Consider the following 18716-nt stretch of genomic DNA (forward strand, 5'->3'; position numbering starts at 1 on the left):
TGTCCTAACCATTAGCACAGGAGGAACAATGGCCGGCCGTTTCTGGCGGTTCTACGAGCGCGCCAACGACGTCGTCCGCACCTTCACCGGCCCGGCGCAGCTCGGAGCCGGCCACCCGGAGGGGCCCGACGTGCGACGCGCTGACGCCGCCTGCCCGCTCTGCGGCAAGCCGCTGGACCAGCACCGCATCGAGCGTTTCGCGGACTCGCGCACGTCCACGCGCATCCACTGCCCGTGACTGGGGATGCGAACCCGCTGGCCCTGGAGAGCCAGGTCTGCTTCGCGCTCTCGGTCGCGGCCCGGTCCGTCATCGCGGCCTACCGGCCCGTGCTCGAGCCAGTCGGCCTGACTCACCCGCAGTACCTGGTGATGCTCGCCCTCTGGGAGAACGAGCCGCTGTCGGTCCGCCGGCTCGCCGAGCTGCTGGCGCTGGAGCCCGCCACCATCTCGCCGCTGGTGAAGCGGCTGGAGGCGCTGGACTACGTCGTCCGTCGGCGCTCCGCGACGGACGAGCGGGTGATGGAGATCCGGCTCACCGACCGGGGGCGCGAGCTGCGCGACTACGCGGAGACCATCCCGGCGGCCATGATGCAGCGGCTCGGGATGGGCGCGGACGAACTGCGGGCGCTGCACCGGACGATGACCTCGGTGATCGCGGCCACCCGGATCTAGGAACCGGTTCTTCCCATCCGGCCGCAGGGCCGGGCATCCTGGGCGCATGAGCGAAGCGGATGCCGCCGAGCGCGGCGCACGGAGGACCCGACGCCTGCTGGCCGGGGCGGCGGCTGTCGCCGGGTCGGCGGTCGCCCTCGCGGCGGCGATCGGCGGCCGGCGAGGCAGGCCCTCCGGTCCGCAGACACCCGTCGGCGGCATCGCCCGGGGCGTCGCCGCCGGCATCGTCGGCACGCTCGCCTTCGACCTCTGGCTGTACCTCCAGTACCGGCGCGGCCACGGCCGGGAGGAGTTCGCGGACTGGGAGTTCTCCGCCGACGTCACCGGATGGGACGGCGCTCCCGCCCCCGCGCAGGTCGGCCGGCGGATCGTGAGCGGCCTGTTCGAGACCGACCTCCCCGACAGCCGGGCGGCTCTGTTCAACAACATCGCGCACTGGGCGTACGCGCTCGGCGGCGCGACGGCGTACGGCGTGCTGGCCGGGTCGCTTCGACGACCGCACACCGGTTACGGCCTCCTGCTGGGCGTGGGGATGTGGCTGTCCGGCTACGCGATCCTTCCGCCGATGCACCTGTACAAGCCGATCACGGAGTACGACGCGAAGACGCTGGGCAAGGATCTCGCCGCGCACCTCGTCTACGGCGCCGCGACGGGCGCGACGTTCTCGGGGCTCAGTCGTAGCCGAGGATGACCGGGTCGAGTCCTTCGAAGCCGCGGATGGGGCCGGCCCAGAGCACGGCCGTCACGGCCTCCCGGACGGTACTGGACCGCTCGGCCTCGACGTCGGCGTTCGTGCTCATGTCCGGAAGGCTAATGCGGACGCACCGAGCCGGTCGTTCGACGTCGTGTACATCGGGCGGCCGGATGCCGCCGTCGTGTACAGCCCGTCAGACGATGCCGCCGATCATCGCATCGCGGCGGAGCTGGTCGTGCGTCGCGTGGAACTTGCCGTCTGCCGTCCACCACGCCTCGTGCCCTGCCGCATCGGGATGCTGCTCGACGACGGCCGGCCAGTGCTCGCGGATGTTCTTCACGTAGTACCGCAGCTCGTCGCCCACGGTGCGCTTCTCGAGCTTGTCGGAGGCTTCGAGCTGGTCCTGCGTCGGGTCGGTCATGCGGCCATCATAGGGGCGGAGCTCACAGCCACCCCTGCCGCGTCGCGATCGCCACGGCGTCGGAGCGGTTGCGGGCGGCTGTCTTGCCGATCGCGCTCGACAGGTGGTTGCGGACGGTCCCTTCGCTCAGGTGGAGCGTGTGGGCGATGTCCGCGATGGTTCCGCCTCCGGCCGCGACCGCCAGCACCTCGGCCTCCCGTGCCGTGAGGGGCGACGCGCCCGACGCGAGGGATTCGGCCGCCAGTGCGGGGTCGACCACGCGCAGACCGGCCGCGACGCGTCGGACCGCGTCCGCCAGCTGACCTGAGGGGGTGTCCTTCACGACGAAGCCCGAGGCGCCCGCCTCCATGGCGCGGCGCAGGTACCCCGGACGCCCGAACGTCGTCACGATGAGTGATCGACAGGTCGGAACCGCCGTGCGCAACGCCGAAGCCGCCTGGATGCCGTCCTGGCCCGGCATTTCGACGTCCAGGAGCGCGACGTCGGCGCCCGATGCGCGAGCGGCGTCCACCACCTCATCGCCGCGACCGACCTGGGCGACGACCTCGAGGTCGGGCTCGAGGTCGAGCAGTGCGGCGAGTGCGCCGCGGACGAGCGCCTGGTCGTCAGCGAGCAGCAGACGGATGGGCGCGCTCATGCCGCACGCCGAACAGACAGGAGCGTGCCGCCACGCGGCCCGGGTCCGAGCTGCACCCGCGCGCCGACCTGTGCAGCGCGAGCGCTGAGTCCGGCGAGCCCCGACCCGTCGCCGCGCGCGATCGACGTCCCCGCGGCGCCCACCGGCGCCGGGACGACCGCCGTGGACGTGGCGCCCCGACCGTCGTCCTCGATGTCCAGGCTGTCGGGACCGACCGTGACCCAGCAGTTCCGGGAGCCGGAGTGGCGGATGACATTGGTCACGCCCTCTCTCAGCACCCAGCCGAACAGCTCGCGCAGCTCGGGCGCAGCATCCTCCCCGTTCCGGGGAAGGTGCGCACGGATGTCGGCGGCCGCCAGGCTGGCCTGCGCGGCGGCGAGCTCGGTGGACAGGCTCATCTCGCGGTAGCCCGCGACCGCCGCGCGCAGGTCGGCGAGCGCGGAGCGCGTCAGGCGCTCGATGTCAGCGAGCTCCTCCGTCGCACGCTCCCGGTCGACCGGGATCAGCCGTTGCGCCAGCTCCGACTTCACCGTGACGACGGTGAGGGTGTGGCCGAGCACGTCGTGCATGTCCCGTGAGAAGCGGGCCCGCTCCTCGATCACGGCGAGCCGCGCGATCTCGCTCTGCGCATTCCGCAACCGGCGGAGTGCGTCGATCTGGCGGGCGAAGGCACTCATCATGACGCCGATCGAGACGGTGACGAGCGCGATGAACCAGTAGTCCTCGACGGTCCCCGCCACCGCGAACACCAGCAGCTGCAGCCCGCCCAGGACGCCGATGATGGTCAGGGCGAGCGGGGTCCGCGCGAGGACCATCCCGGCGACGCAGGCGACGTAGACCCAGGTCCAGCAGGCGACTGGGCCGAGCAGCGGGAACAGGGCGAGGGTGAGCGCGAAGTAGGCGGCCACGCCGATGATGCGGGCACGGTCGCCCTCCCACCAGAGCAGCGGCGGGAGCACGAGGAAGGCGGCGTACACCACGGCGAGGAGCGCGGTCGCGACGGCCTTCTCGCCCAGGGAGCCGGCCGACGTCCACAGCCCGACCAGCACGGACACCTGGTAGAGCAGGCCGATGGCCGCCCCCGGGTACCAGCGGAAGGCAGCGGGATGGACGAGCCGTGCCCGCCACCCGTTCGGGCGGGCGTCCGGGACCTCGGTCGAGAACACGGTGCTACCTTAGCCAGCGCTGCCGGCTCAGCCGCGCGCCGCGTCGCGCCGGTACCGCCACACGATGAGCCCGCCGAGGGCCAGCGTCCACGCCGCCAGCACGATCGCGGGAGTCAGCGCGTCGCCGCTCTGCAGCGCCCCCAGCTGCCCGACCCGGTTGAGCCAGTAGGACGGCACCGCCTTCGCCACATCGGCCACCCAGGCGGGGAACACCTGAAGCGGGATCCACAGGCCTCCGAGCACGGCCATCCCCATGAACACCGCCATGAACAGCGGCTGCGCGAACTCGGGCTTGGCGAACTGCCCGATCAGGATGCCGAGCAGGGCGAACGGGATGACGCCGCACCAGATGCCGATTCCCGCCAGCACCCAGCTGCCCGCCGCCAGGTCCGGGCGGTAGAGGGCGATGGAGACACCGGCGATGACCAGGATGCTGAACAGCGCCAGCGCAAGCGACGCGACGAGCTTCGAGACGAGGTAGCCCGTCCCGCTCAGAGGTGTGATCCGCAGCTGGCGGTTCCAACCGATCGAGCGCTCGGTGACGATCTGGAACGCCTGGGAGAGCGCCGCCATCATCCCGCCGTAGGCCGCGACCTGGATGGTCGTGACGACGATCCAGGGCAAGTGCGTGACAGGGTCCACCTGTCCTCTCCCGCCGAAGGTCCCTCCGAAGGCGAACAGCATGACGAGCGGCACTGCGAGGGTGAACACCATCGCCCGCATGTTCTTCAGCTGGCGCAGGGACTCGCGCCCCAGGTAGGCGATGCTCATGAGAGGGCTCCTTCTGCGTCGCGCGCTTCGGTGAGGGCGAGGAAGGCCTCGTCCATCGTGTGCGCGGTCACTTCGATGTCGTGGATGTCGTGATGGGTCGAGAGCAGCGCCCGTAGAGTGGCGTCCGAGTCGTCGCTGACGAGCGTCAGCACGTCGCCGCGCCGGTCGGCCGACCGGACCCCGGGGAGCGCGGCCAGCGCCGCCTGGCTCTCGGCGGTCGCGGCGAAAGCAGCCGTCGCACGGATGCGGCGACCGGACACGACCGCCTTCACCTCGGCCGGGGTGCCGTCGGCGACGACGCGGCCGCGGGCCATCATGACGATGCGGTCCGCGTACTCGTCGGCCTCGTCCAGGTAGTGCGTGGCGAAGACAACCGTGCGCCCCGCTGCCGTGAACTCGCGCATCGACTGCCAGAACGTGCGCCGTGCCTCCACGTCCATCGCGGCCGTCGGCTCGTCGAGGAACAGCAGGTCGGGGTCGGACACGACGGCGACGGCGAAGCGCGCACGCTGCAGCTGGCCGCCGGACAGCTTCGAGACGCGTTGCTTCGCGATCTCGGTGCAACGGGCCCGGCGCAGCGCCTCGTCGACCCTCAGCGGGTGCGCGTGGGCTGCGGCCACCAGGGCCACGGACTCGGCGACGGTGAGCGTCGGCAGAAGGGCGCCGCCCTGGAGCATGGCGCCGACCCGGCCGGCCCGGATCGCGTCGTGCGGTGGAGCGCCGAACAGTTCGACGCGGCCCGTGGACGGCCGGGCGAGCCCGAGCGCGAGGTCGATGGTCGTGGACTTGCCCGCCCCGTTCGGGCCGAGCAGCGCGACGACCTCGCCCGCGCGGATGGTCAGGTCGACGCCGTCGACGGCGGCGATCGACCCGAAGGTCTTGCGCAGGCCGGAGAGGCGGATGGCGGATGTCTCGTTCACATCCCCCACTGTGCCGAGCATCGCGGCCCGTCGCGCAGGGCGCCCGTCAGCATCCTGCCGTGACGTTTGTCATGCGTTGTTCACACGGGACCCTGGCATCCCATAACGCCCGGAAGTTACGGTGGGAACGCATCCACACTCCTGCAGCACCGACCCACAGCACCGCGAAGCTCATCCGGGAGGAAACCATGGGCACAGTCACCACGTCAGACGGCGTCGAGATCTTCTACAAGGATTGGGGAACCGGTCAGCCGATCGTCTTCAGCCACGGCTGGCCGCTGTCGGCCGACGACTGGGACACGCAGCTGCTGTTCTTCCTGCAGCACGGCTACCGTGTCGTCGCCGCCGACCGCCGCGGCCACGGCCGCTCCACGCAGACGAGCGACGGCCACGACATGGACCACTACGCCGCCGACCTGCGCGCCGTCGTCGAAGAGCTCGACCTGCATGACGCCATCCACGTCGGCCACTCCACCGGAGGCGGCGAGGTCGCGCACTACATCGCCACCTACGGCGAGGACCGCGTCGCCCGCGCCGTGCTGATCAGCGCGGTGCCGCCGATCATGGTGCAGACCGAGAACAACCCCGGCGGCCTGCCGAAGAGCGTCTTCGACGACCTCCAGGCGCAGCTCGCCAAGAACCGGTCGGAGTTCTACCGGGCGCTGCCGTCCGGTCCGTTCTACGGGTTCAACCGGCCCGGCGTGGAGTCGTCGGAGGCGATCATCGAGAACTGGTGGCGCCAGGGCATGATGGGCGGCGCCAAGGCGCACTACGACGGCATCGTCGCCTTCTCGCAGACCGACTTCACCGAGGACCTGAAGAAGATCAGTGTGCCGGTGCTGGTCATGCACGGCGAGGACGACCAGATCGTCCCCTACGCCGACGCCGGCCCCCTCTCGGCGAAGCTCGTGCAGAACGGCACGCTGAAGTCGTACCCCGGCTTCCCGCACGGCATGCCGACCACGCAGGCGGACACGATCAACGCCGACCTGCTGGAGTGGCTGCAGTCCTAGCCGTCCTCAGTGAAGGGCCGTCGTCCGTTCGGGCGGCGGCCCTTCGCCGTACCATGCAGCATGGACATCAGGCTGGAGAACGTGGGCATAGCGGTGCGCGACATCGAGGAGGCCGTCTCGTTCTTCACCGACCTCGGCCTGACCGTGCTCGGCCGGGACACGGTGAGCGGCGCCTGGGCGGACACCGCGGTCGGCCTCGACGGGAACAACGCGAAGATCGCGATGCTGCAGACGCCGGACGGCGCCGGCCGGCTCGAGCTGTTCGAGTACCTGCACCCGGACGCGATCGAGACCGAGCCGACGCTGCCGAACGAGATCGGGATGCACCGCGTGGCCTTCCAGGTGGACGACCTGGACGCGGCACTCGCGATCGCGGCGCGCCACGGCTGCGAGCCGCTGCGTGGCGTCGCGCAGTACGAGGACGTCTACCGGCTCACCTACCTGCGCGGGCCGAGCGGCATCATCGTGATGCTTGCGCAGGACCTGCGGCGGAATCCGGCGTGACGCCGTACCGCAGCCGGCGGTACTCCTCGTAGACGACCCGGCCGCCGAACGTTCGGGTGCCGACCAGCGTGAGCGGCATCCGGTGTTCCAACGGCGGCCAGTAGCGCGTCCCGTTGCCGATCACGACCGGGTAGCGGAAGAGGCGGTACTCGTCGATGAGGTCCAGGTGGATCGCTTCGGCGGCGAGGTCGGCGCCGCCGATCGAGACGTCGCCGCGCGTCGACGCGAGCGCCGCGGCGATCTCGTCCTGGACCGGACCGGTCGCCAGGCGGGCGTTGCCGTCGACGGAGGCCAGGGTGCGGCTGAACACGACCTTGGGAAGGGCGGCCCAGGTGTCCGCGAAGACGGTGGCCACGCCCGGGGTCCGGAGCGACCCGTCCGTCTCCCACACCCGCATGGTCTGGTAGAGCTTCCGGCCCATCAGATACCCGCCGAGCCGGCCGATCTGCGCCACCTGGAAACGGAACTGCTCGTCACCGGGCGCCGTGAAGTCGAAGCCGCCCTGTTCGTCGGCGATGAAGCCGTCGGCCGAGACGCCCATCGAGTAGACCAGCACGTCTTCACGCTAGCCCGGATGCGGCCCAGCCTGAACGGTAGCCTATAGAGTTTCTAGCCCGGCTAGGGATATTCTGGCGTCGGGCGGAGCGGCCCGGGCGGAAGGAGCATCCGATGGCGAGGAAGTCCGGCGAGGCGATGTACGTCGAGTACGACGGCAATGGGGATGTGGATGTACTCGAGAAGCGCACCCGGCCGCTCCCCGTGCCCGGGCCCGACGAGGTGCTCGTCGAGGTCGTCGCGACGGGGATCAACCACATCGACGGGTTCATCCGCAGCGGCCGCGAGGAGGCCTGGGCGGACGAGCCCTTCCCGCGCGGCTCGGGCAGCGACTTCGCCGGCATCGTGGTCACGGGAGACGCGGCTGGCCGGTTCCGGAAAGGCACCGACGTGATCGGGCACGTCCGCAGCGGCGCCCACACCACGCACCTCGTGGTCCCGGTCGCGGCACTCGTGCCGAAACCGCCCCACGTCGCGTGGGAGGTCGCGGGCGGCCTGTACCTGGCGGGGGTGACCGCCCTCGACACCCTCGACGACCTGCGGATCGGACCGGACGACACCGTCGTGATCTCCGCGGCCGCCGGCGGGGTCGGCAGCATCGAGGCGCAGCTCGCGAAGCACCGCGGGGCGCGTGTCATCGGCACCTGCGGCGACCGCAACTTCGACTACCTCCGCCAGCTGGGCATCACGCCGGTGCGCTACGGCGAGGCGATCGAGGAGCGCATCCGCGAGAAGGCGCCCGGCGGCGTCACCGCCCTCATCGACAACTTCGGCCAGGACGGACGCGCCCTGGCGGAGTCACTGGGGGTCCCCGCCTCGCGCTATCGGTCGAGCGCGGACCGCCGCGAAACTGAGCTGCGGCTGCTGCAGGACGACCCCGAGTCGGTCGCCCACGGCACGGCCCAGCTGGCCCGGCTGGCGCAGCTGGCGGACGAGCGGGCGTTCACCCTGCTCATCTCCGGCTTCTACCCGCTCGACGAGATCCGGTACGCCTACGACGACCTCCAGAACCTGCACTCGCGCGGCAAGATCGTGCTGGGGACGCATCCCGTCACGACCTACAGAACGCTCAAGGCGCGGGACGTGCAGGAGGCGCGGGGCTGAACCACGGTCACTCCTCGGTGAGACCGGTCTGGTTGAAGAGGTAGTAGAAGCTGAGCACCGCGAAACCGACGAGCATGGCCGGCGCGTACAACACCCCGACGAGGGTGAGGGCCGGGTAGAACAGCGTGCCGACGCCGAACCGGCGCAGCGCCGCCCCGCGCTGGGACGCATCCATCGTCCCGGCCCTCACCTGGGTGAGCAGGATGCGCGCGTAGAGGAACGTGAACGCGACCGCGAAGCCCGTCGACGCTCCGCCGTAGAGCACCGCGGCGACGCGGACGTCCTCTGCGCTGCCGTCGGCGAGCGCGCCCGCCAGCGTGGAGGTGGTGAACGGGATGGTGGTCACGAACATCAGCAGGACCAGGTTCCAGAACAGCAGCACCCGGTCCACGGACAGGGCCAGCCGCAGGATCGAGTGGTGGTTCACCCAGATGACGCCGATCACCAGGAAGCTCACCAGGTAGGCCGCGAACGACGGCCACGCCGCGGCGAGCTGGTCGAGAAGGCTCCCGCCCTTCCCCGGCTCGAGATGCAGGTCGAGGACGAGCAGCGTGATCGCGACGGCCAGCACGCCGTCGCTGAACGCCTCGAGCCTCGTCTTCGACATCGCGCGGCCGTCACTGCAGGTCGAACTCGTTGCCCTCGGGATCGAGCATCTGGTAGTACCGCTCGTGGAACGGGCCCCAGTCCTGATCGACCAGCCGGAAGACGGAGGCGCCCAGCGCGACGAGCCGGTCCTTCTCAGCGTCGAGCTCTTCGTCCGTCGGGGCCCGGCCCTCCACGGCACGCACGTCGATGTGAAGCCGGTTGCGTCCGGTCTTCGGCCCGCTCGCGTGATGGAAGTAGAACCGCGGACCGGTGCCGTCGGCGCTCTCGGCCATCGCGCGTTTCGCGAGGTCGGCATCGGTCAGACCGCCCGCGAGCAGCTGCTCGCGGAACTCCCCCTCGATGCGCTGCGGCGGGTAGTGGAACACGCCGGCCCAGAAGTCGGCCAGCCGCTGCGGATCGTCCGCGTAGAACACGATGTTGCTCAGGGTCGCCATGCGCACATCCTGCCGGAGCGCGGGTGCGGGCGTCGAGGGGGTTGAGCCTGGTCCGCCTCAGGCGGTCATGCTTCCTCCGTGACCGATCGGTCGTGGGCCGGCTGCCCGGCAGCCCAGGATGCCAGGAGACGCAGCCGCTCGGCCGACGGCGAACCGGGCTCGGCGGTGTAGACGAGCATCACGTGGCCCGGCTCGGCCGTGATCGCCAGCTCCTCGTACGCGAGGGTGAGATCGCCGACGACGGGATGGTGGAAGCGCTTGGTCCCCGCCCCGTGCGTCCGTACGTCGTGCGCGCCCCACAACCGCCGGAACGTGTCGCTGCGCGTGGACAGCTCCCCGACGAGGTCCTGGAGGGCGGGGTTGTGCGGGTCACGGCCCGCCTCAGCGCGCATCATGGCGACGCACATATCAGCGAAGAGGTCCCAGTCCGGGTAGAAGTCGCGGGAGGCCGGGTCGAGGAACTGGAACCGCGCGAAATTCGGCGTCCGTCCGCCGTCGCCGATCATCGGCGAGTAGAAGGCGCGGGCGAGCGCATTGAAGGCGATCACGTCCGATTGCGCGTTGCGCACGACGGCGACACCCTCGGTGAACGCCTCCAGCGCCCAGTGCAGACTCGGGCGGGCGGCCGGACTCGTGACACTCCGCCGCCGGGGACGCCCGGAGAGAGGGATGCCGTCGGCCGCTCGCGCGAGATCGAACAGGTGGGCGCGCTCGGTATCGTCGAGCTGCAGCGCCCGGGCCACCGCATCCAGCACTCCGGCCGAGACGCCCGCGATCGCACCGCGCTCGAGCTTCGAGTAGTACTCGACGCTGACGTCGGCGAGCATCGCGACCTCGGAGCGGCGGAGCCCGGCGACGCGCCGGCCGGCGCCGGCCGGCAGCCCCGCCTGCTGCGGGGTGAGCTTGGCGCGGCGCGACATGAGGAATTCACGGACGTCGGCTCGATTGTCCATGCCACCCAGGCTAGGCCGGGTTCCGCCCTGGAGGGATGCCCTGCCAGTACACCTCTCATCAGGGACTCCCTGCGACGCGCAGGGTGCGGTGCAGTGGATGACGTGGACACCATCCACCCCTCAACGGAAGGAACACCACATGCGTGGAGTAGTCATGTACGCACCCCGGGACGTCCGCGTCGAAGAGCGCCCCGACCCCGTGATCGAGGAGCCGACGGACGCGATCATCCGCGTCGCCGCCGCCTGCATCTGCGGCTCCGACCTGTGGCCGTACCGCGGCACCGACGCGGTCACCCAGCCGATGCCGATGGGTCACGAGTACGTCGGCGTCGTCGAGCGGGTCGGCGACGCCGTCACGAGCCTGAAGGTCGGCGACCTCGTCGTCGGGTCGTTCTTCGCCTCCGACAACACCTGTGAGATCTGCCGGGCGGGCTACCAGTCGCGCTGCGTGCACGCCTTCCCGATGGGCGCTCTCGGCACACAAGCCGAGAAGCTGCGCGTTCCGCTGGCCGACGGCACGCTGGTGGTCGTTCACGGAACACCGACTCCCGCCCAGGTGCGCAGCCTCCTCGCCGCCTCCGACGTGCTCGGCACCGGATGGTTCGCCGCCGTCGCGGCCGAGGCCGGACCGGGGAAGACGGTGGCGGTCGTCGGCGACGGCGCGGTCGGGCTGCTCGGCGTGCTCGCCGCGAAGCAGCTCGGCGCCGACCGGATCATCGCGATGAGCCGCCATTCGGACCGCCAGGCACTGGCCCGCCGCTTCGGCGCGACCGACATCGTCGAGGAGCGCGGGGAGGCCGGCGTCGCCGCGATCAAGCGGCTCACGGACGGCCTCGGCGCACACTCCGTCATCGAGGCCGTCGGAACGCAGGAGTCGATGATGCAGGCCATCCGCGCCACGCGCCCCGGCGGGCATGTCGGCTACGTCGGCGTCTCGCACGACGTCGAGCTGCCCGGCGAGGAGCTGTTCTTCTCCGGCGTGCACCTGCACGGAGGACCCGCGCCCGTGCGCCGCTTCCTTCCCGAGCTGATCGAGTCGATCATGAATGACGAGTTGGACGCCGGAGCCGTGTTCGACCTCACCCTGCCGCTCGCCGATGCCGCAGAGGGATACCGGGCCATGGACGAGCGCCGCGCCGTCAAGGTCCTGCTGGAGACGGAGAACGCATGAACATCGAACCCACCGCTCCCACGGTGAAGAACCCACCGGAGCAGTTCGCCGGCGACGTCTGGGTCGACACGATCGTCGCGCCGCGCGACGGCGACCAGAGGATGACCGCCGCGCTCGTCCGGTTCGCCCCTGGCGCGCGCACCGCATGGCACAGCCACGCCCGCGGCCAGTACCTGCGGGTCACCGCCGGCGTCGCACGGTTCGGGGACCGCGACGGGAACATCATCGAGGTGCATCCCGGTCAGACCCTGTACACCCCGCCGGGCCAGGACCATTGGCATGCCGCCGCGCACGGCTGTTTCATGGAGCACATCGCCATGCTCGAGTCCGCCGACGACCCCGCGGACACCACCACCTGGAAAGAGCACGTCAGCGACGCCGAGTACGAAGGGAAGGCGATGTCGGCCATGATGATCGCCACGGAGCTGTTCGACAGCGAGGGCGGCGCCCGAGCATGATGATCCTCGTGACCGGCGCGTCCGCCGGCCTCGGCCTGGCCACCGCCGACGCGCTCGCCCGCGACGGCCAGCAGGTCGTCCTCCACGCCCGACGCCCCGACCGCCTGACGGACCGGGCGGTCGCCGAGCGGATGCACGCGCTGCTGTTCGGCGACCTCGCCGCGCCCTCCGCCGTGCTCGACGTGGCGCGCCAGGCGAACGACCTCGGGCGCTTCGACGCCGTCATCCACAACGCCGGCGTCATCGACGGTCCGGTGACGGCCGTCAACGTGATCGCGCCGTACCTCCTGATGGCGTCGCTCGCTCCCCCGGCCCGGTCGATCGTGCTGAGCAGCGGGATGCACCGCTCCGGCTCATCGGACCTGGACCGCGCCTTCGCCGGGCGCGGCGATTACTCGACCAGCAAGCTCCTCGTCACAACTCTTGCGATGTGGCTCGCAGACAACACCGACACGCTGTCGCACGCGGTCGACCCCGGATGGGTGCCGACGCGGATGGGCGGCCGGGGCGCTCCCGACAGCCTCGAGGACGGGCACCGGACCCAGGAGTGGCTGGCCACGGCGGATGCGGGGTCGATCGACCCCGTCACCGGCGGGTACTGGTACCACCGGCAGGCGCGGGCGCCGCATCCGGCGGCGACTGATCCGGCGTTCCAGGTGCGGCTCGTGGAGCGGCTGGCCGAGGTGACCGGGGTCGAGCTGCGGCGGTGATCCTGGCTCAGCCGACGGGCCCGGGATCCTGCGGCGTGGTGGTCATCGTCCCTCCGCCGAACGGGAAGGGGAACAGGATGGTCCCGCGTTCCGCGGGCGACGGGATCGCCTGGAACCACAGGATCGCGACGACCATCGAGACGACCGCTATCGCCACGACGATGATCACAGCACGGTTCAGAGTGCGCAGGGCCGCATCCACGTCGACCGCTCGCGCTGCCCGGCCGAGTGCGATAACCACGGTCAGCGCGATCGCCAAGTAGACGACCGGACTCGGCTGCAGCATGAGCTGGATGCACTGCGGCTGGACGTCCGTCGGATCGCCGTTCGCGTCCAGGAACCCGCCGTCCATGGCGAAGCCGCCCGGACAGCTGCCCTTCGAGGCGACCAGCGCCGAGTACACGATGGCGGCTCCGAGCGCCCACAGCACCAGAGCGCGTGCGCGCCGGAGGATCGGCCGGTCCACGAGTGCCGGACGCGCGGCCTCCCCTGCCGGCGCCGTCTGCGATTCCGCTTCCATCGACTCCCCCTCGGTTCGATGTCGCCATCCTGACACGGATGCGGCTTGCCCGTCATCCGGCGGCCCAGCGGGTTCGCGGGCCAGGGCGGCGACGCGAGCCGTAGGATGACCGCGTGAACGACGACCGCGGGGGTGCGAGCGCCGACGTCTCACCGGACGCCGAGCCGAGCGGTCTGTCGCGGCGCGGTTGGGGCGTCCTCGCGGCGATCACGGTCGCCGCGATGGTCGGTCTGGGCGTGGTCGGCGCGGTCGCGGTGGGCACGGCGTTCGGCGGTTCGGTGCCCGACGCGTCGCCCGCCCATGCGCCCGCCATCCCGCGCGCCTCTGCCAGGCCCGCACCGCTCGGCCTGCCGCCCCGGCCCACTCCGACGCAGGTCGCGACCGTGCCGTCGCAGCCGGTCGACACGCTCCAGCCCGGCGACTGCCTGCAGGTGTACCCGTCGAAGTGGGCCGACGCCTACCCCGTGGTGGACTGCTCCGCCAAGCACATCGCGCAGCTGACGTCGAAGGGCGTGCTGCCCGAATCGCCGGACGCGCCCTTTCCGGGAACGAAGGCGCTCGACGCGCAGGTCGGCGACCTATGCGCCGCGCCGGGCCTGAACTGGCACTGGGTCGCGATCTGGGGCGAGGACGTCATGACCGACCTCCGCTATCCGGCCACCGCCGCCGCGTGGGACAGCGGCGACCGGCGCTACGACTGCTTCGTCTACACGTACTCGCGGCATGAGCTGACGGGCAGCGCCATGCCCGGTTCTGCGGCGTCGGACGGCTGACCACGTATCCGGGCCCGACAGCATCCAGCCCGCATCCACCCGACAGAGAGGACGACATGGACTTCTTCCCACCCGATCCACCCGAGGACGACATCGAACCGCCGGAGATGGAGCAGGACCCGCGCTGGAACCCGCCCGTCGACGAGGTGCCCGTGATCGTCCCGATCGGCGAGGCGCTGGCGGTGACCGACACCGTCGCCATCGTCGTGTCGCACGCACGCGTCTTCCGGAACGGCGTCGACATCGTGATCGACCGTCGCACCCGGCGCGGCGGCCGCACCCGACGGGAGTGGGAGACGATGCAGTGGTCCGCCCACGCGTCCTTCCCCGGCTCCGGCGCCGATCGCCTGCGCTACGGCATGGCTCTCGGAGACGGCCAGCACCTCCTCCTCGACCGGCCAGGATGGACGCCGGACGAGGACCGCGGGGACGCGCACTCGCTGTTCGCGACGGGCGGCGGCGGCTCGGGCGGCCCCGACTACACGGTGTACCTCGACGGGATGTGGCTCTGGCCGCTCCCGCCCGAGGGTCCGCTCGAGATCGTGACGCAGTGGCCGGCCGAGGGCATCCCGGAGTCGCGGGTCGTCATCGACGGCGGGGCGCTGCGGGCGCGTGCCGTGGACAGCCGGAAGGTGTGGGAGTGACCGGCACGGCGGGGGTGCTGGTGACCGGCGTCCTCGCCGCACGGGAGGAGCGTCGCTACCTCCGCGCGCTGCGCGGGCGGTGACAGGGCGGCGCCTTTCACCGGCGCCGCGTGATTTCCCCCGCGTTCACCGTCGACTGCCATACTCCGTGGACCGGCAGGAGCCGCTTCACGGGGGTGGGGCGTCTGCTGATGGCCGACCTCATGATGCAGGCGGCACAGGTCGTGACCGCCGGTCCGCGCCACGGGGGTGTGCCGCGGCGGTCACGCCTGGCGGTCGGTGCGCGCTCGCGGCCTCGATCACGGCGCGCTCCTCCGCGGCCGTCAGCCCCGAGCGCCGCTCACGGTCGATGCCGCGCGCGAGCTCGTCGGCGAGGACGCTCCGGACGGTCCGCTCGATCGGGGTGAGCCGACCGCCCGACTCGTGGAACGCGGCCGCCGAACGCTGCGCGAATCCGGTGTCCGTGAGCGGGAGCCAGAGCGGGAGTGATCGCGGCCCGGCCCAGTAGTTCACGCCGCGAGCCAGCAGGTCCGCATCGTCGAGCTCGACCAGGTCACCCTCGTAGCCGGCGATCGCGGCGGTCATCCGGAAGAAGTCGGCCATCGGCACCGGCTCCCCGACCGCGTTAGCGGTGCCGATCGTTCCTCGAATGCTCGACTGCGCGATCCAGGTCGCCAGGTCCGCGACGTCGATCACCTGGACGAACCGGCCGGCAGGAGCAGGGACCAGCGCCGGACCGCTCCGACTGAAGCGTGCGGGCCAGTATCCGAACCTGTCGGTCGGGTCGCCGGGACCGACGATGAGTCCGGGCCGTGCGATGAGGAGACGGTCGCCGAGCCGCGCGGCGCTCGCGCGCTCGGCCGCGACCTTCGCATCCGGGTACTGGTCGAGGTCGGCTGGATCGACGACTGCCGCGGACTCGTCGGCCCCCGGCTCGTCGTTCCGGGCGTAGACGGAGACGGTCGACACGAGCGTCCAGTGGCCGGAACGCTCGGCAAGGGCGTCGAGTGCCGGCTCGACGAGCTCGGGAGCGTAAGCGATCTCGATCACCTCATCCCAGTCGCCGCGGACCGCGCCATACGCGGCCGGGTCCCTGCGGTCCGCACGGACGAGACGCGCCCCCTCCGGGATAGCGCCTGACTCGCCGCGCGCCAGGCAGGTGACCTCGGCGCCGGTCGACAGCAGAGCGCGGACGATCGCTTGCCCCGCCCAACCGGTCCCGCCCAGGACAAGGGCGCGTCGCATCAGGGGCTGACCCGCACGCGGTGTCCCTGGAAGGCGACGACGTCGCCGAGCTGGAGCTGTCGCCCGCGCCGCAGGTCGACCTCGCCGTTGACCGTGACGAGGCCGTCCGCGACGGCTTCCTTCACGTCTCCCCCGGAGTCGAACAGCCCGGCGAACTTCAGGAACTGACCCAGGCGGATCGACGTGCCGCCGATCGAGACGTCGGCGATCGGAGCAGGCGTGGTCATCCCCGAATGCTAGTCGAGTCGCGCCGCGTGCGGAGGGCCCGCGACCGGGCTACCGTTGGACGATGACCATGCACGGAGACTCGCCCAGCGATGACGACACCGCCGACGAAGCCCTGACCTTCTCCGACCTCGGGCTCGACGGCGCCGTGCTGAAGGCTCTGAAGGACGTGGGCTACGAAACCCCGTCGGCCATCCAGGCGGCCACCATCCCGCTCCTCATGGAGGGCCGGGACGTCGTCGGGCTCGCCCAGACCGGCACGGGCAAGACGGCCGCGTTCGCGCTGCCCATCCTGTCCCGGCTCGATCTGTCGCAGAAGTCCCCGCAGGCGCTCGTGCTCGCGCCCACCCGCGAGCTGGCCCTGCAGGTGGCGGAGGCGTTCGAGAGTTACGCGACCCACATGAAGGGCGTGCACCTGCTGCCGGTCTACGGGGGCCAGGGCTACGGCGTCCAGCTGTCCGCGCTGCGACGCGGCGTGCACATCGTCGTCGGCACGCCGGGCCGCATCATGGACCACCTCGACAAGGGGACGCTCGACCTCTCCGAGCTCAAGTACCTCGTGCTCGACGAGGCCGACGAGATGCTGAAGATGGGGTTCGCGGAGGATGTGGAGACCATCCTCGCCGACACCCCGGACGACAAGCAGGTCGCCCTGTTCTCGGCGACGATGCCCGCGCAGATCCGCCGCATCTCCAAGAACTATCTGCACGATCCCGAAGAGATCACGGTCAAGACCAAGACCACCACCTCGGCCAACACGACGCAGCGCTACCTCGTCGTGTCGTACGCGCAGAAGGTCGACGCGCTCACCCGCATCCTCGAGGTGGAGAACTTCGAGGGCATGATTGTCTTCGTCCGCACCAAGAACGAGACCGAGACGCTCGCCGAGCGGCTGCGGGCCCGCGGCTACTCGGCCGCCGCGATCAACGGGGACGTCGCGCAGGCCCAGCGCGAGCGCACGGTCGACCAGCTGAAGTCCGGCAAGCTCGACATCCTGGTGGCCACGGATGTGGCGGCGCGCGGACTCGACGTCGAGCGCATCACGCACGTGGTGAACTTCGACATCCCGATCGACACCGAATCGTACGTGCACCGCATCGGCCGCACCGGCCGCGCGGGGCGCAGCGGTGCAGCGATCAGTTTCGTCACCCCCCGCGAGCGCCGCCTGCTCACCGCCATCGAGAAGGCCACGCGGCAGCCGCTCACCCAGATGCAGCTCCCGAGCGTCGAGGACGTCAACGTCACGCGTCTCGCCCGTTTCGACGACGCGATCACGGAGGCGCTGGCCCAGGAGGATCGGATCGCGCGCTTCCGCGACATCATCGGCCACTACGTGGAGCACCACGACGTGCCGGAGGCGGATGTGGCGGCGGCGCTGGCGGTCGTGGCACAGGGCGACGAACCGCTGCTGCTCTCGGACGACGACGCCCTCTCCCGGAGCGTCGAGCGTGACTCTCGAGACTCCCGCCCCGACCGCTCAGAGCGGGCGGGCGGGCGCAACGACCGGTCCGCGCGTCGCGAGCGGAACAGCACACCGATGGCGCCGTACCGGATCGAGGTCGGCAGACGGCAGCACGTGGAACCGCGGCAGATCGTCGGCGCGCTGGCCAACGAAGGCGGGCTCAGCAGGGACGACTTCGGGCACATCCGCATCATGCCGGACTTCTCCATCGTCGAGCTGCCGGCCGACCTTCCGGCGGACACGCTGTCCCGGCTCTCGGGCACGCGGATCAGCGGCAAGCTGATCGAACTGCGACCCGACCGCGGGGCACGGGCCCGGCGGGATGACCGCCCACGCCGCGACGACCGGCCGCCGCGCGACGATCGGCCGCCGCGCAAGCCGCGACACCGCTGACCTCCGGCCCTCAGCGGGGCCGGATGACCGCCCGCGGATCGAGGCACCACTCCAGCATCGAGGGCCATTCGCCGTAGCCGGAGGCCGGGGTGAGATGCCCACCGCCGGAGACAGTGACGACCGGGATACCGAGGGGCCGGCCGTGGACGACCTCTGCGCCTTCCGGGTTGCACGGGTCCGCATCCGAGGCGACGATCAGGGTGTCGGCCGCCGGGCTGCTGAGGGTCAGGTCGGCGAACTCCGCCACCTCCGGGTTCTGGCCCAGGAAGCTCGGGGACGGCGGCGCGGCCAGCAGCACGCGGTCCACGGACGACTCCACGGCGGGGTCCGCCGGCCGCGCTCCCAACCACAGCGCTGCTCCCAGGCTGTGCGCGATCACGGTCACGCGCGCGCCGCCCTCGGCCGCTTCACGCAGGGCTGCGCCGGCCGCCTCCCGCCACGCGTCGAGCCGCGGCTGTGCCGCATCCGGCAGCTGCGGGTAGACGACCCGCTCGCCCCGCTGCTCCAGAGCGGTGGCGAGCTCACGCTGCCAGTGGCCGGGCGGCCGGAAGTTGTCCCAGCCGTGGAGGATCAGGAAGGCGCGCATGCGCACGAGCGTAGCGGGACCGGCGTGCGTCCTCCGAGGTGCGACGCATGCGGTGAGGAGAGGGCCACCGCAGGTA

At 71.3% G+C, this 18716-nt stretch carries 26 protein-coding genes; 12 read left to right on the forward strand and 14 right to left on the reverse strand.

The features are described from left to right. Positions 1-28: 28 nt before the first annotated feature. The 3 genes from AB0P25_RS03860 to AB0P25_RS03870 are packed head-to-tail and all read left to right on the forward strand — an operon-like array spanning position 29 to position 1363. On the forward strand, positions 29-238 hold the full coding sequence (locus tag AB0P25_RS03860) for a hypothetical protein (RefSeq protein ID WP_363805487.1): 210 nt from the start codon (positions 29-31) through the stop codon (positions 236-238). Then, a complete protein-coding gene (locus AB0P25_RS03865) occupies positions 235-672 on the forward strand; it encodes a MarR family transcriptional regulator (protein ID WP_363805488.1) in 438 nt (145 codons plus the stop codon). The genes AB0P25_RS03860 and AB0P25_RS03865 overlap by 4 nt, the downstream gene beginning before the upstream one ends. 46 nt (positions 673-718) lie before the next feature. Next, positions 719-1363, forward strand: a complete 645-nt coding sequence (locus tag AB0P25_RS03870) for a hypothetical protein (RefSeq protein ID WP_363805489.1) — start codon at positions 719-721, stop codon at positions 1361-1363. Here the strand turns inward: AB0P25_RS03870 and AB0P25_RS03875 are convergent. The 6 genes from AB0P25_RS03875 to AB0P25_RS03900 all read right to left on the reverse strand — a co-directional run bounded on the left by AB0P25_RS03875 (position 1344) and on the right by AB0P25_RS03900 (position 5281). Beyond that, positions 1344-1472 carry a hypothetical protein gene (locus AB0P25_RS03875; protein WP_363805490.1) on the reverse strand — a complete coding sequence of 43 codons (129 nt, stop codon included), beginning with the start codon at positions 1470-1472 and terminating at the stop codon, positions 1344-1346. The genes AB0P25_RS03870 and AB0P25_RS03875 overlap by 20 nt on opposite strands. Before the next feature lie 87 nt (positions 1473-1559). Further along, positions 1560-1787, reverse strand: a complete 228-nt coding sequence (locus AB0P25_RS03880; RefSeq protein WP_363805492.1) for a hypothetical protein — start codon at positions 1785-1787, stop codon at positions 1560-1562. Between the two features lie 22 nt (positions 1788-1809). Then, positions 1810-2424 carry a response regulator transcription factor gene (locus tag AB0P25_RS03885; RefSeq protein WP_363805493.1) on the reverse strand — a complete coding sequence of 205 codons (615 nt, stop codon included), beginning with the start codon at positions 2422-2424 and terminating at the stop codon, positions 1810-1812. Continuing rightward, positions 2421-3590, reverse strand: a complete 1170-nt coding sequence (locus tag AB0P25_RS03890) for a histidine kinase (RefSeq protein ID WP_363805494.1) — start codon at positions 3588-3590, stop codon at positions 2421-2423. The genes AB0P25_RS03885 and AB0P25_RS03890 overlap by 4 nt, the downstream gene beginning before the upstream one ends. Positions 3591-3617: 27 nt before the next feature. Next, positions 3618-4361: an ABC transporter permease gene (locus AB0P25_RS03895; protein ID WP_363805495.1), complete on the reverse strand. Its 744-nt coding sequence runs from the start codon at positions 4359-4361 to the stop codon at positions 3618-3620. Further along, positions 4358-5281, reverse strand: a complete 924-nt coding sequence (locus tag AB0P25_RS03900) for an ABC transporter ATP-binding protein (RefSeq protein WP_363805497.1) — start codon at positions 5279-5281, stop codon at positions 4358-4360. Before AB0P25_RS03900 ends, AB0P25_RS03895 begins: the two co-directional genes overlap by 4 nt. Positions 5282-5469: 188 nt before the next feature. Between AB0P25_RS03900 and AB0P25_RS03905 the strand changes: the two genes are divergently transcribed. Continuing rightward, positions 5470-6294 (forward strand): alpha/beta hydrolase, encoded by an 825-nt coding sequence (locus tag AB0P25_RS03905; protein WP_363805498.1) that lies wholly within the window; start codon positions 5470-5472, stop codon positions 6292-6294. Between the two features lie 60 nt (positions 6295-6354). After that, positions 6355-6798: a VOC family protein gene (locus AB0P25_RS03910; protein WP_363805499.1), complete on the forward strand. Its 444-nt coding sequence runs from the start codon at positions 6355-6357 to the stop codon at positions 6796-6798. On the opposite strand, the gene AB0P25_RS03915 is transcribed toward AB0P25_RS03910, so the two are convergent. Then, positions 6755-7354, reverse strand: coding sequence for a dihydrofolate reductase family protein (locus tag AB0P25_RS03915; protein WP_363805500.1), 600 nt, complete (start codon positions 7352-7354; stop codon positions 6755-6757). The genes AB0P25_RS03910 and AB0P25_RS03915 overlap by 44 nt on opposite strands. A gap of 113 nt (positions 7355-7467) precedes the next feature. Here AB0P25_RS03915 and AB0P25_RS03920 point away from each other — a divergent pair, with 113 nt between their 5' ends. After that, complete coding sequence (locus AB0P25_RS03920; protein ID WP_363805502.1) at positions 7468-8457, forward strand: NADP-dependent oxidoreductase; 990 nt, start codon at positions 7468-7470, stop codon at positions 8455-8457. A 7-nt stretch (positions 8458-8464) separates the two neighbouring features. Here AB0P25_RS03920 and AB0P25_RS03925 read toward each other — a convergent pair whose 3' ends face one another. The 3 genes from AB0P25_RS03925 to AB0P25_RS03935 all read right to left on the reverse strand — a co-directional run bounded on the left by AB0P25_RS03925 (position 8465) and on the right by AB0P25_RS03935 (position 10453). Continuing rightward, on the reverse strand, positions 8465-9064 hold the full coding sequence (locus tag AB0P25_RS03925; protein WP_363805504.1) for a TMEM175 family protein: 600 nt from the start codon (positions 9062-9064) through the stop codon (positions 8465-8467). Between the two features lie 10 nt (positions 9065-9074). Further along, positions 9075-9500 carry a VOC family protein gene (locus tag AB0P25_RS03930; protein ID WP_363805505.1) on the reverse strand — a complete coding sequence of 142 codons (426 nt, stop codon included), beginning with the start codon at positions 9498-9500 and terminating at the stop codon, positions 9075-9077. 65 nt (positions 9501-9565) lie between these two features. Further along, positions 9566-10453 (reverse strand): helix-turn-helix transcriptional regulator, encoded by an 888-nt coding sequence (locus AB0P25_RS03935; RefSeq protein ID WP_363805507.1) that lies wholly within the window; start codon positions 10451-10453, stop codon positions 9566-9568. Positions 10454-10592: 139 nt separating this feature from the next. On the opposite strand from AB0P25_RS03935, the gene AB0P25_RS03940 reads away from it, so the two are divergent. The 3 genes from AB0P25_RS03940 to AB0P25_RS03950 are packed head-to-tail and all read left to right on the forward strand — an operon-like array spanning position 10593 to position 12792. Next, positions 10593-11624, forward strand: a complete 1032-nt coding sequence (locus tag AB0P25_RS03940) for a zinc-dependent alcohol dehydrogenase family protein (protein ID WP_363805508.1) — start codon at positions 10593-10595, stop codon at positions 11622-11624. After that, positions 11621-12082: a cupin domain-containing protein gene (locus AB0P25_RS03945; protein ID WP_363805510.1), complete on the forward strand. Its 462-nt coding sequence runs from the start codon at positions 11621-11623 to the stop codon at positions 12080-12082. The genes AB0P25_RS03940 and AB0P25_RS03945 overlap by 4 nt, the downstream gene beginning before the upstream one ends. Beyond that, positions 12079-12792, forward strand: coding sequence for an SDR family NAD(P)-dependent oxidoreductase (locus AB0P25_RS03950; protein WP_363805511.1), 714 nt, complete (start codon positions 12079-12081; stop codon positions 12790-12792). The genes AB0P25_RS03945 and AB0P25_RS03950 overlap by 4 nt, the downstream gene beginning before the upstream one ends. Before the next feature lie 7 nt (positions 12793-12799). Here AB0P25_RS03950 and AB0P25_RS03955 read toward each other — a convergent pair whose 3' ends face one another. Continuing rightward, positions 12800-13312, reverse strand: coding sequence for a hypothetical protein (locus AB0P25_RS03955; protein ID WP_363805513.1), 513 nt, complete (start codon positions 13310-13312; stop codon positions 12800-12802). Positions 13313-13425: 113 nt separating this feature from the next. Here AB0P25_RS03955 and AB0P25_RS03960 point away from each other — a divergent pair, with 113 nt between their 5' ends. Both AB0P25_RS03960 and AB0P25_RS03965 read left to right on the forward strand, forming a co-directional pair. Further along, positions 13426-14085 (forward strand): septum formation family protein, encoded by a 660-nt coding sequence (locus AB0P25_RS03960; protein WP_363805514.1) that lies wholly within the window; start codon positions 13426-13428, stop codon positions 14083-14085. Between the two features lie 56 nt (positions 14086-14141). After that, positions 14142-14729 (forward strand): hypothetical protein, encoded by a 588-nt coding sequence (locus tag AB0P25_RS03965; protein ID WP_363805515.1) that lies wholly within the window; start codon positions 14142-14144, stop codon positions 14727-14729. A gap of 201 nt (positions 14730-14930) precedes the next feature. On the opposite strand, the gene AB0P25_RS03970 is transcribed toward AB0P25_RS03965, so the two are convergent. Together AB0P25_RS03970 and AB0P25_RS03975 are read right to left on the reverse strand one after the other, a co-directional pair. Further along, entirely contained in the window at positions 14931-15974 is a 1044-nt protein-coding gene (locus AB0P25_RS03970; protein ID WP_363805517.1) for an NAD-dependent epimerase/dehydratase family protein, read from the reverse strand. Then, positions 15974-16201: an RNA-binding S4 domain-containing protein gene (locus tag AB0P25_RS03975; protein WP_363805518.1), complete on the reverse strand. Its 228-nt coding sequence runs from the start codon at positions 16199-16201 to the stop codon at positions 15974-15976. The genes AB0P25_RS03970 and AB0P25_RS03975 overlap by 1 nt, the downstream gene beginning before the upstream one ends. A 68-nt stretch (positions 16202-16269) precedes the next feature. Here AB0P25_RS03975 and AB0P25_RS03980 point away from each other — a divergent pair, with 68 nt between their 5' ends. Next, complete coding sequence (locus AB0P25_RS03980) at positions 16270-18054, forward strand: DEAD/DEAH box helicase (protein WP_363806237.1); 1785 nt, start codon at positions 16270-16272, stop codon at positions 18052-18054. Between the two features lie 10 nt (positions 18055-18064). Here AB0P25_RS03980 and AB0P25_RS03985 read toward each other — a convergent pair whose 3' ends face one another. Further along, positions 18065-18640, reverse strand: a complete 576-nt coding sequence (locus tag AB0P25_RS03985; protein ID WP_363805519.1) for an alpha/beta hydrolase — start codon at positions 18638-18640, stop codon at positions 18065-18067. Positions 18641-18716 lie beyond the last annotated feature (76 nt).

The sequence above is a fragment of the Leifsonia sp. NPDC077715 genome, from assembly GCF_040686855.1.
Classification (GTDB): domain Bacteria; phylum Actinomycetota; class Actinomycetes; order Actinomycetales; family Microbacteriaceae; genus Leifsonia.

Coding starts and splice junctions, on each gene's coding strand:
- AB0P25_RS03860 (WP_363805487.1), top strand. CDS start 29: ATGGCCGGCCGTTTCTGGCGGTTCTACGAGCGCGCCAACGACGTCGTC.
- AB0P25_RS03870 (WP_363805489.1), top strand. CDS start 719: ATGAGCGAAGCGGATGCCGCCGAGCGCGGCGCACGGAGGACCCGACGC.
- AB0P25_RS03875 (WP_363805490.1), bottom strand. CDS start 1,472: ATGAGCACGAACGCCGACGTCGAGGCCGAGCGGTCCAGTACCGTCCGG.
- AB0P25_RS03880 (WP_363805492.1), bottom strand. CDS start 1,787: ATGACCGACCCGACGCAGGACCAGCTCGAAGCCTCCGACAAGCTCGAG.
- AB0P25_RS03885 (WP_363805493.1), bottom strand. CDS start 2,424: ATGAGCGCGCCCATCCGTCTGCTGCTCGCTGACGACCAGGCGCTCGTC.
- AB0P25_RS03895 (WP_363805495.1), bottom strand. CDS start 4,361: ATGAGCATCGCCTACCTGGGGCGCGAGTCCCTGCGCCAGCTGAAGAAC.
- AB0P25_RS03905 (WP_363805498.1), top strand. CDS start 5,470: ATGGGCACAGTCACCACGTCAGACGGCGTCGAGATCTTCTACAAGGAT.
- AB0P25_RS03910 (WP_363805499.1), top strand. CDS start 6,355: ATGGACATCAGGCTGGAGAACGTGGGCATAGCGGTGCGCGACATCGAG.
- AB0P25_RS03920 (WP_363805502.1), top strand. CDS start 7,468: ATGGCGAGGAAGTCCGGCGAGGCGATGTACGTCGAGTACGACGGCAAT.
- AB0P25_RS03925 (WP_363805504.1), bottom strand. CDS start 9,064: ATGTCGAAGACGAGGCTCGAGGCGTTCAGCGACGGCGTGCTGGCCGTC.
- AB0P25_RS03930 (WP_363805505.1), bottom strand. CDS start 9,500: ATGGCGACCCTGAGCAACATCGTGTTCTACGCGGACGATCCGCAGCGG.
- AB0P25_RS03935 (WP_363805507.1), bottom strand. CDS start 10,453: ATGGACAATCGAGCCGACGTCCGTGAATTCCTCATGTCGCGCCGCGCC.
- AB0P25_RS03940 (WP_363805508.1), top strand. CDS start 10,593: ATGCGTGGAGTAGTCATGTACGCACCCCGGGACGTCCGCGTCGAAGAG.
- AB0P25_RS03945 (WP_363805510.1), top strand. CDS start 11,621: ATGAACATCGAACCCACCGCTCCCACGGTGAAGAACCCACCGGAGCAG.
- AB0P25_RS03950 (WP_363805511.1), top strand. CDS start 12,079: ATGATGATCCTCGTGACCGGCGCGTCCGCCGGCCTCGGCCTGGCCACC.
- AB0P25_RS03955 (WP_363805513.1), bottom strand. CDS start 13,312: ATGGAAGCGGAATCGCAGACGGCGCCGGCAGGGGAGGCCGCGCGTCCG.
- AB0P25_RS03965 (WP_363805515.1), top strand. CDS start 14,142: ATGGACTTCTTCCCACCCGATCCACCCGAGGACGACATCGAACCGCCG.
- AB0P25_RS03970 (WP_363805517.1), bottom strand. CDS start 15,974: ATGCGACGCGCCCTTGTCCTGGGCGGGACCGGTTGGGCGGGGCAAGCG.
- AB0P25_RS03975 (WP_363805518.1), bottom strand. CDS start 16,201: ATGACCACGCCTGCTCCGATCGCCGACGTCTCGATCGGCGGCACGTCG.
- AB0P25_RS03980 (WP_363806237.1), top strand. CDS start 16,270: ATGCACGGAGACTCGCCCAGCGATGACGACACCGCCGACGAAGCCCTG.
- AB0P25_RS03985 (WP_363805519.1), bottom strand. CDS start 18,640: ATGCGCGCCTTCCTGATCCTCCACGGCTGGGACAACTTCCGGCCGCCC.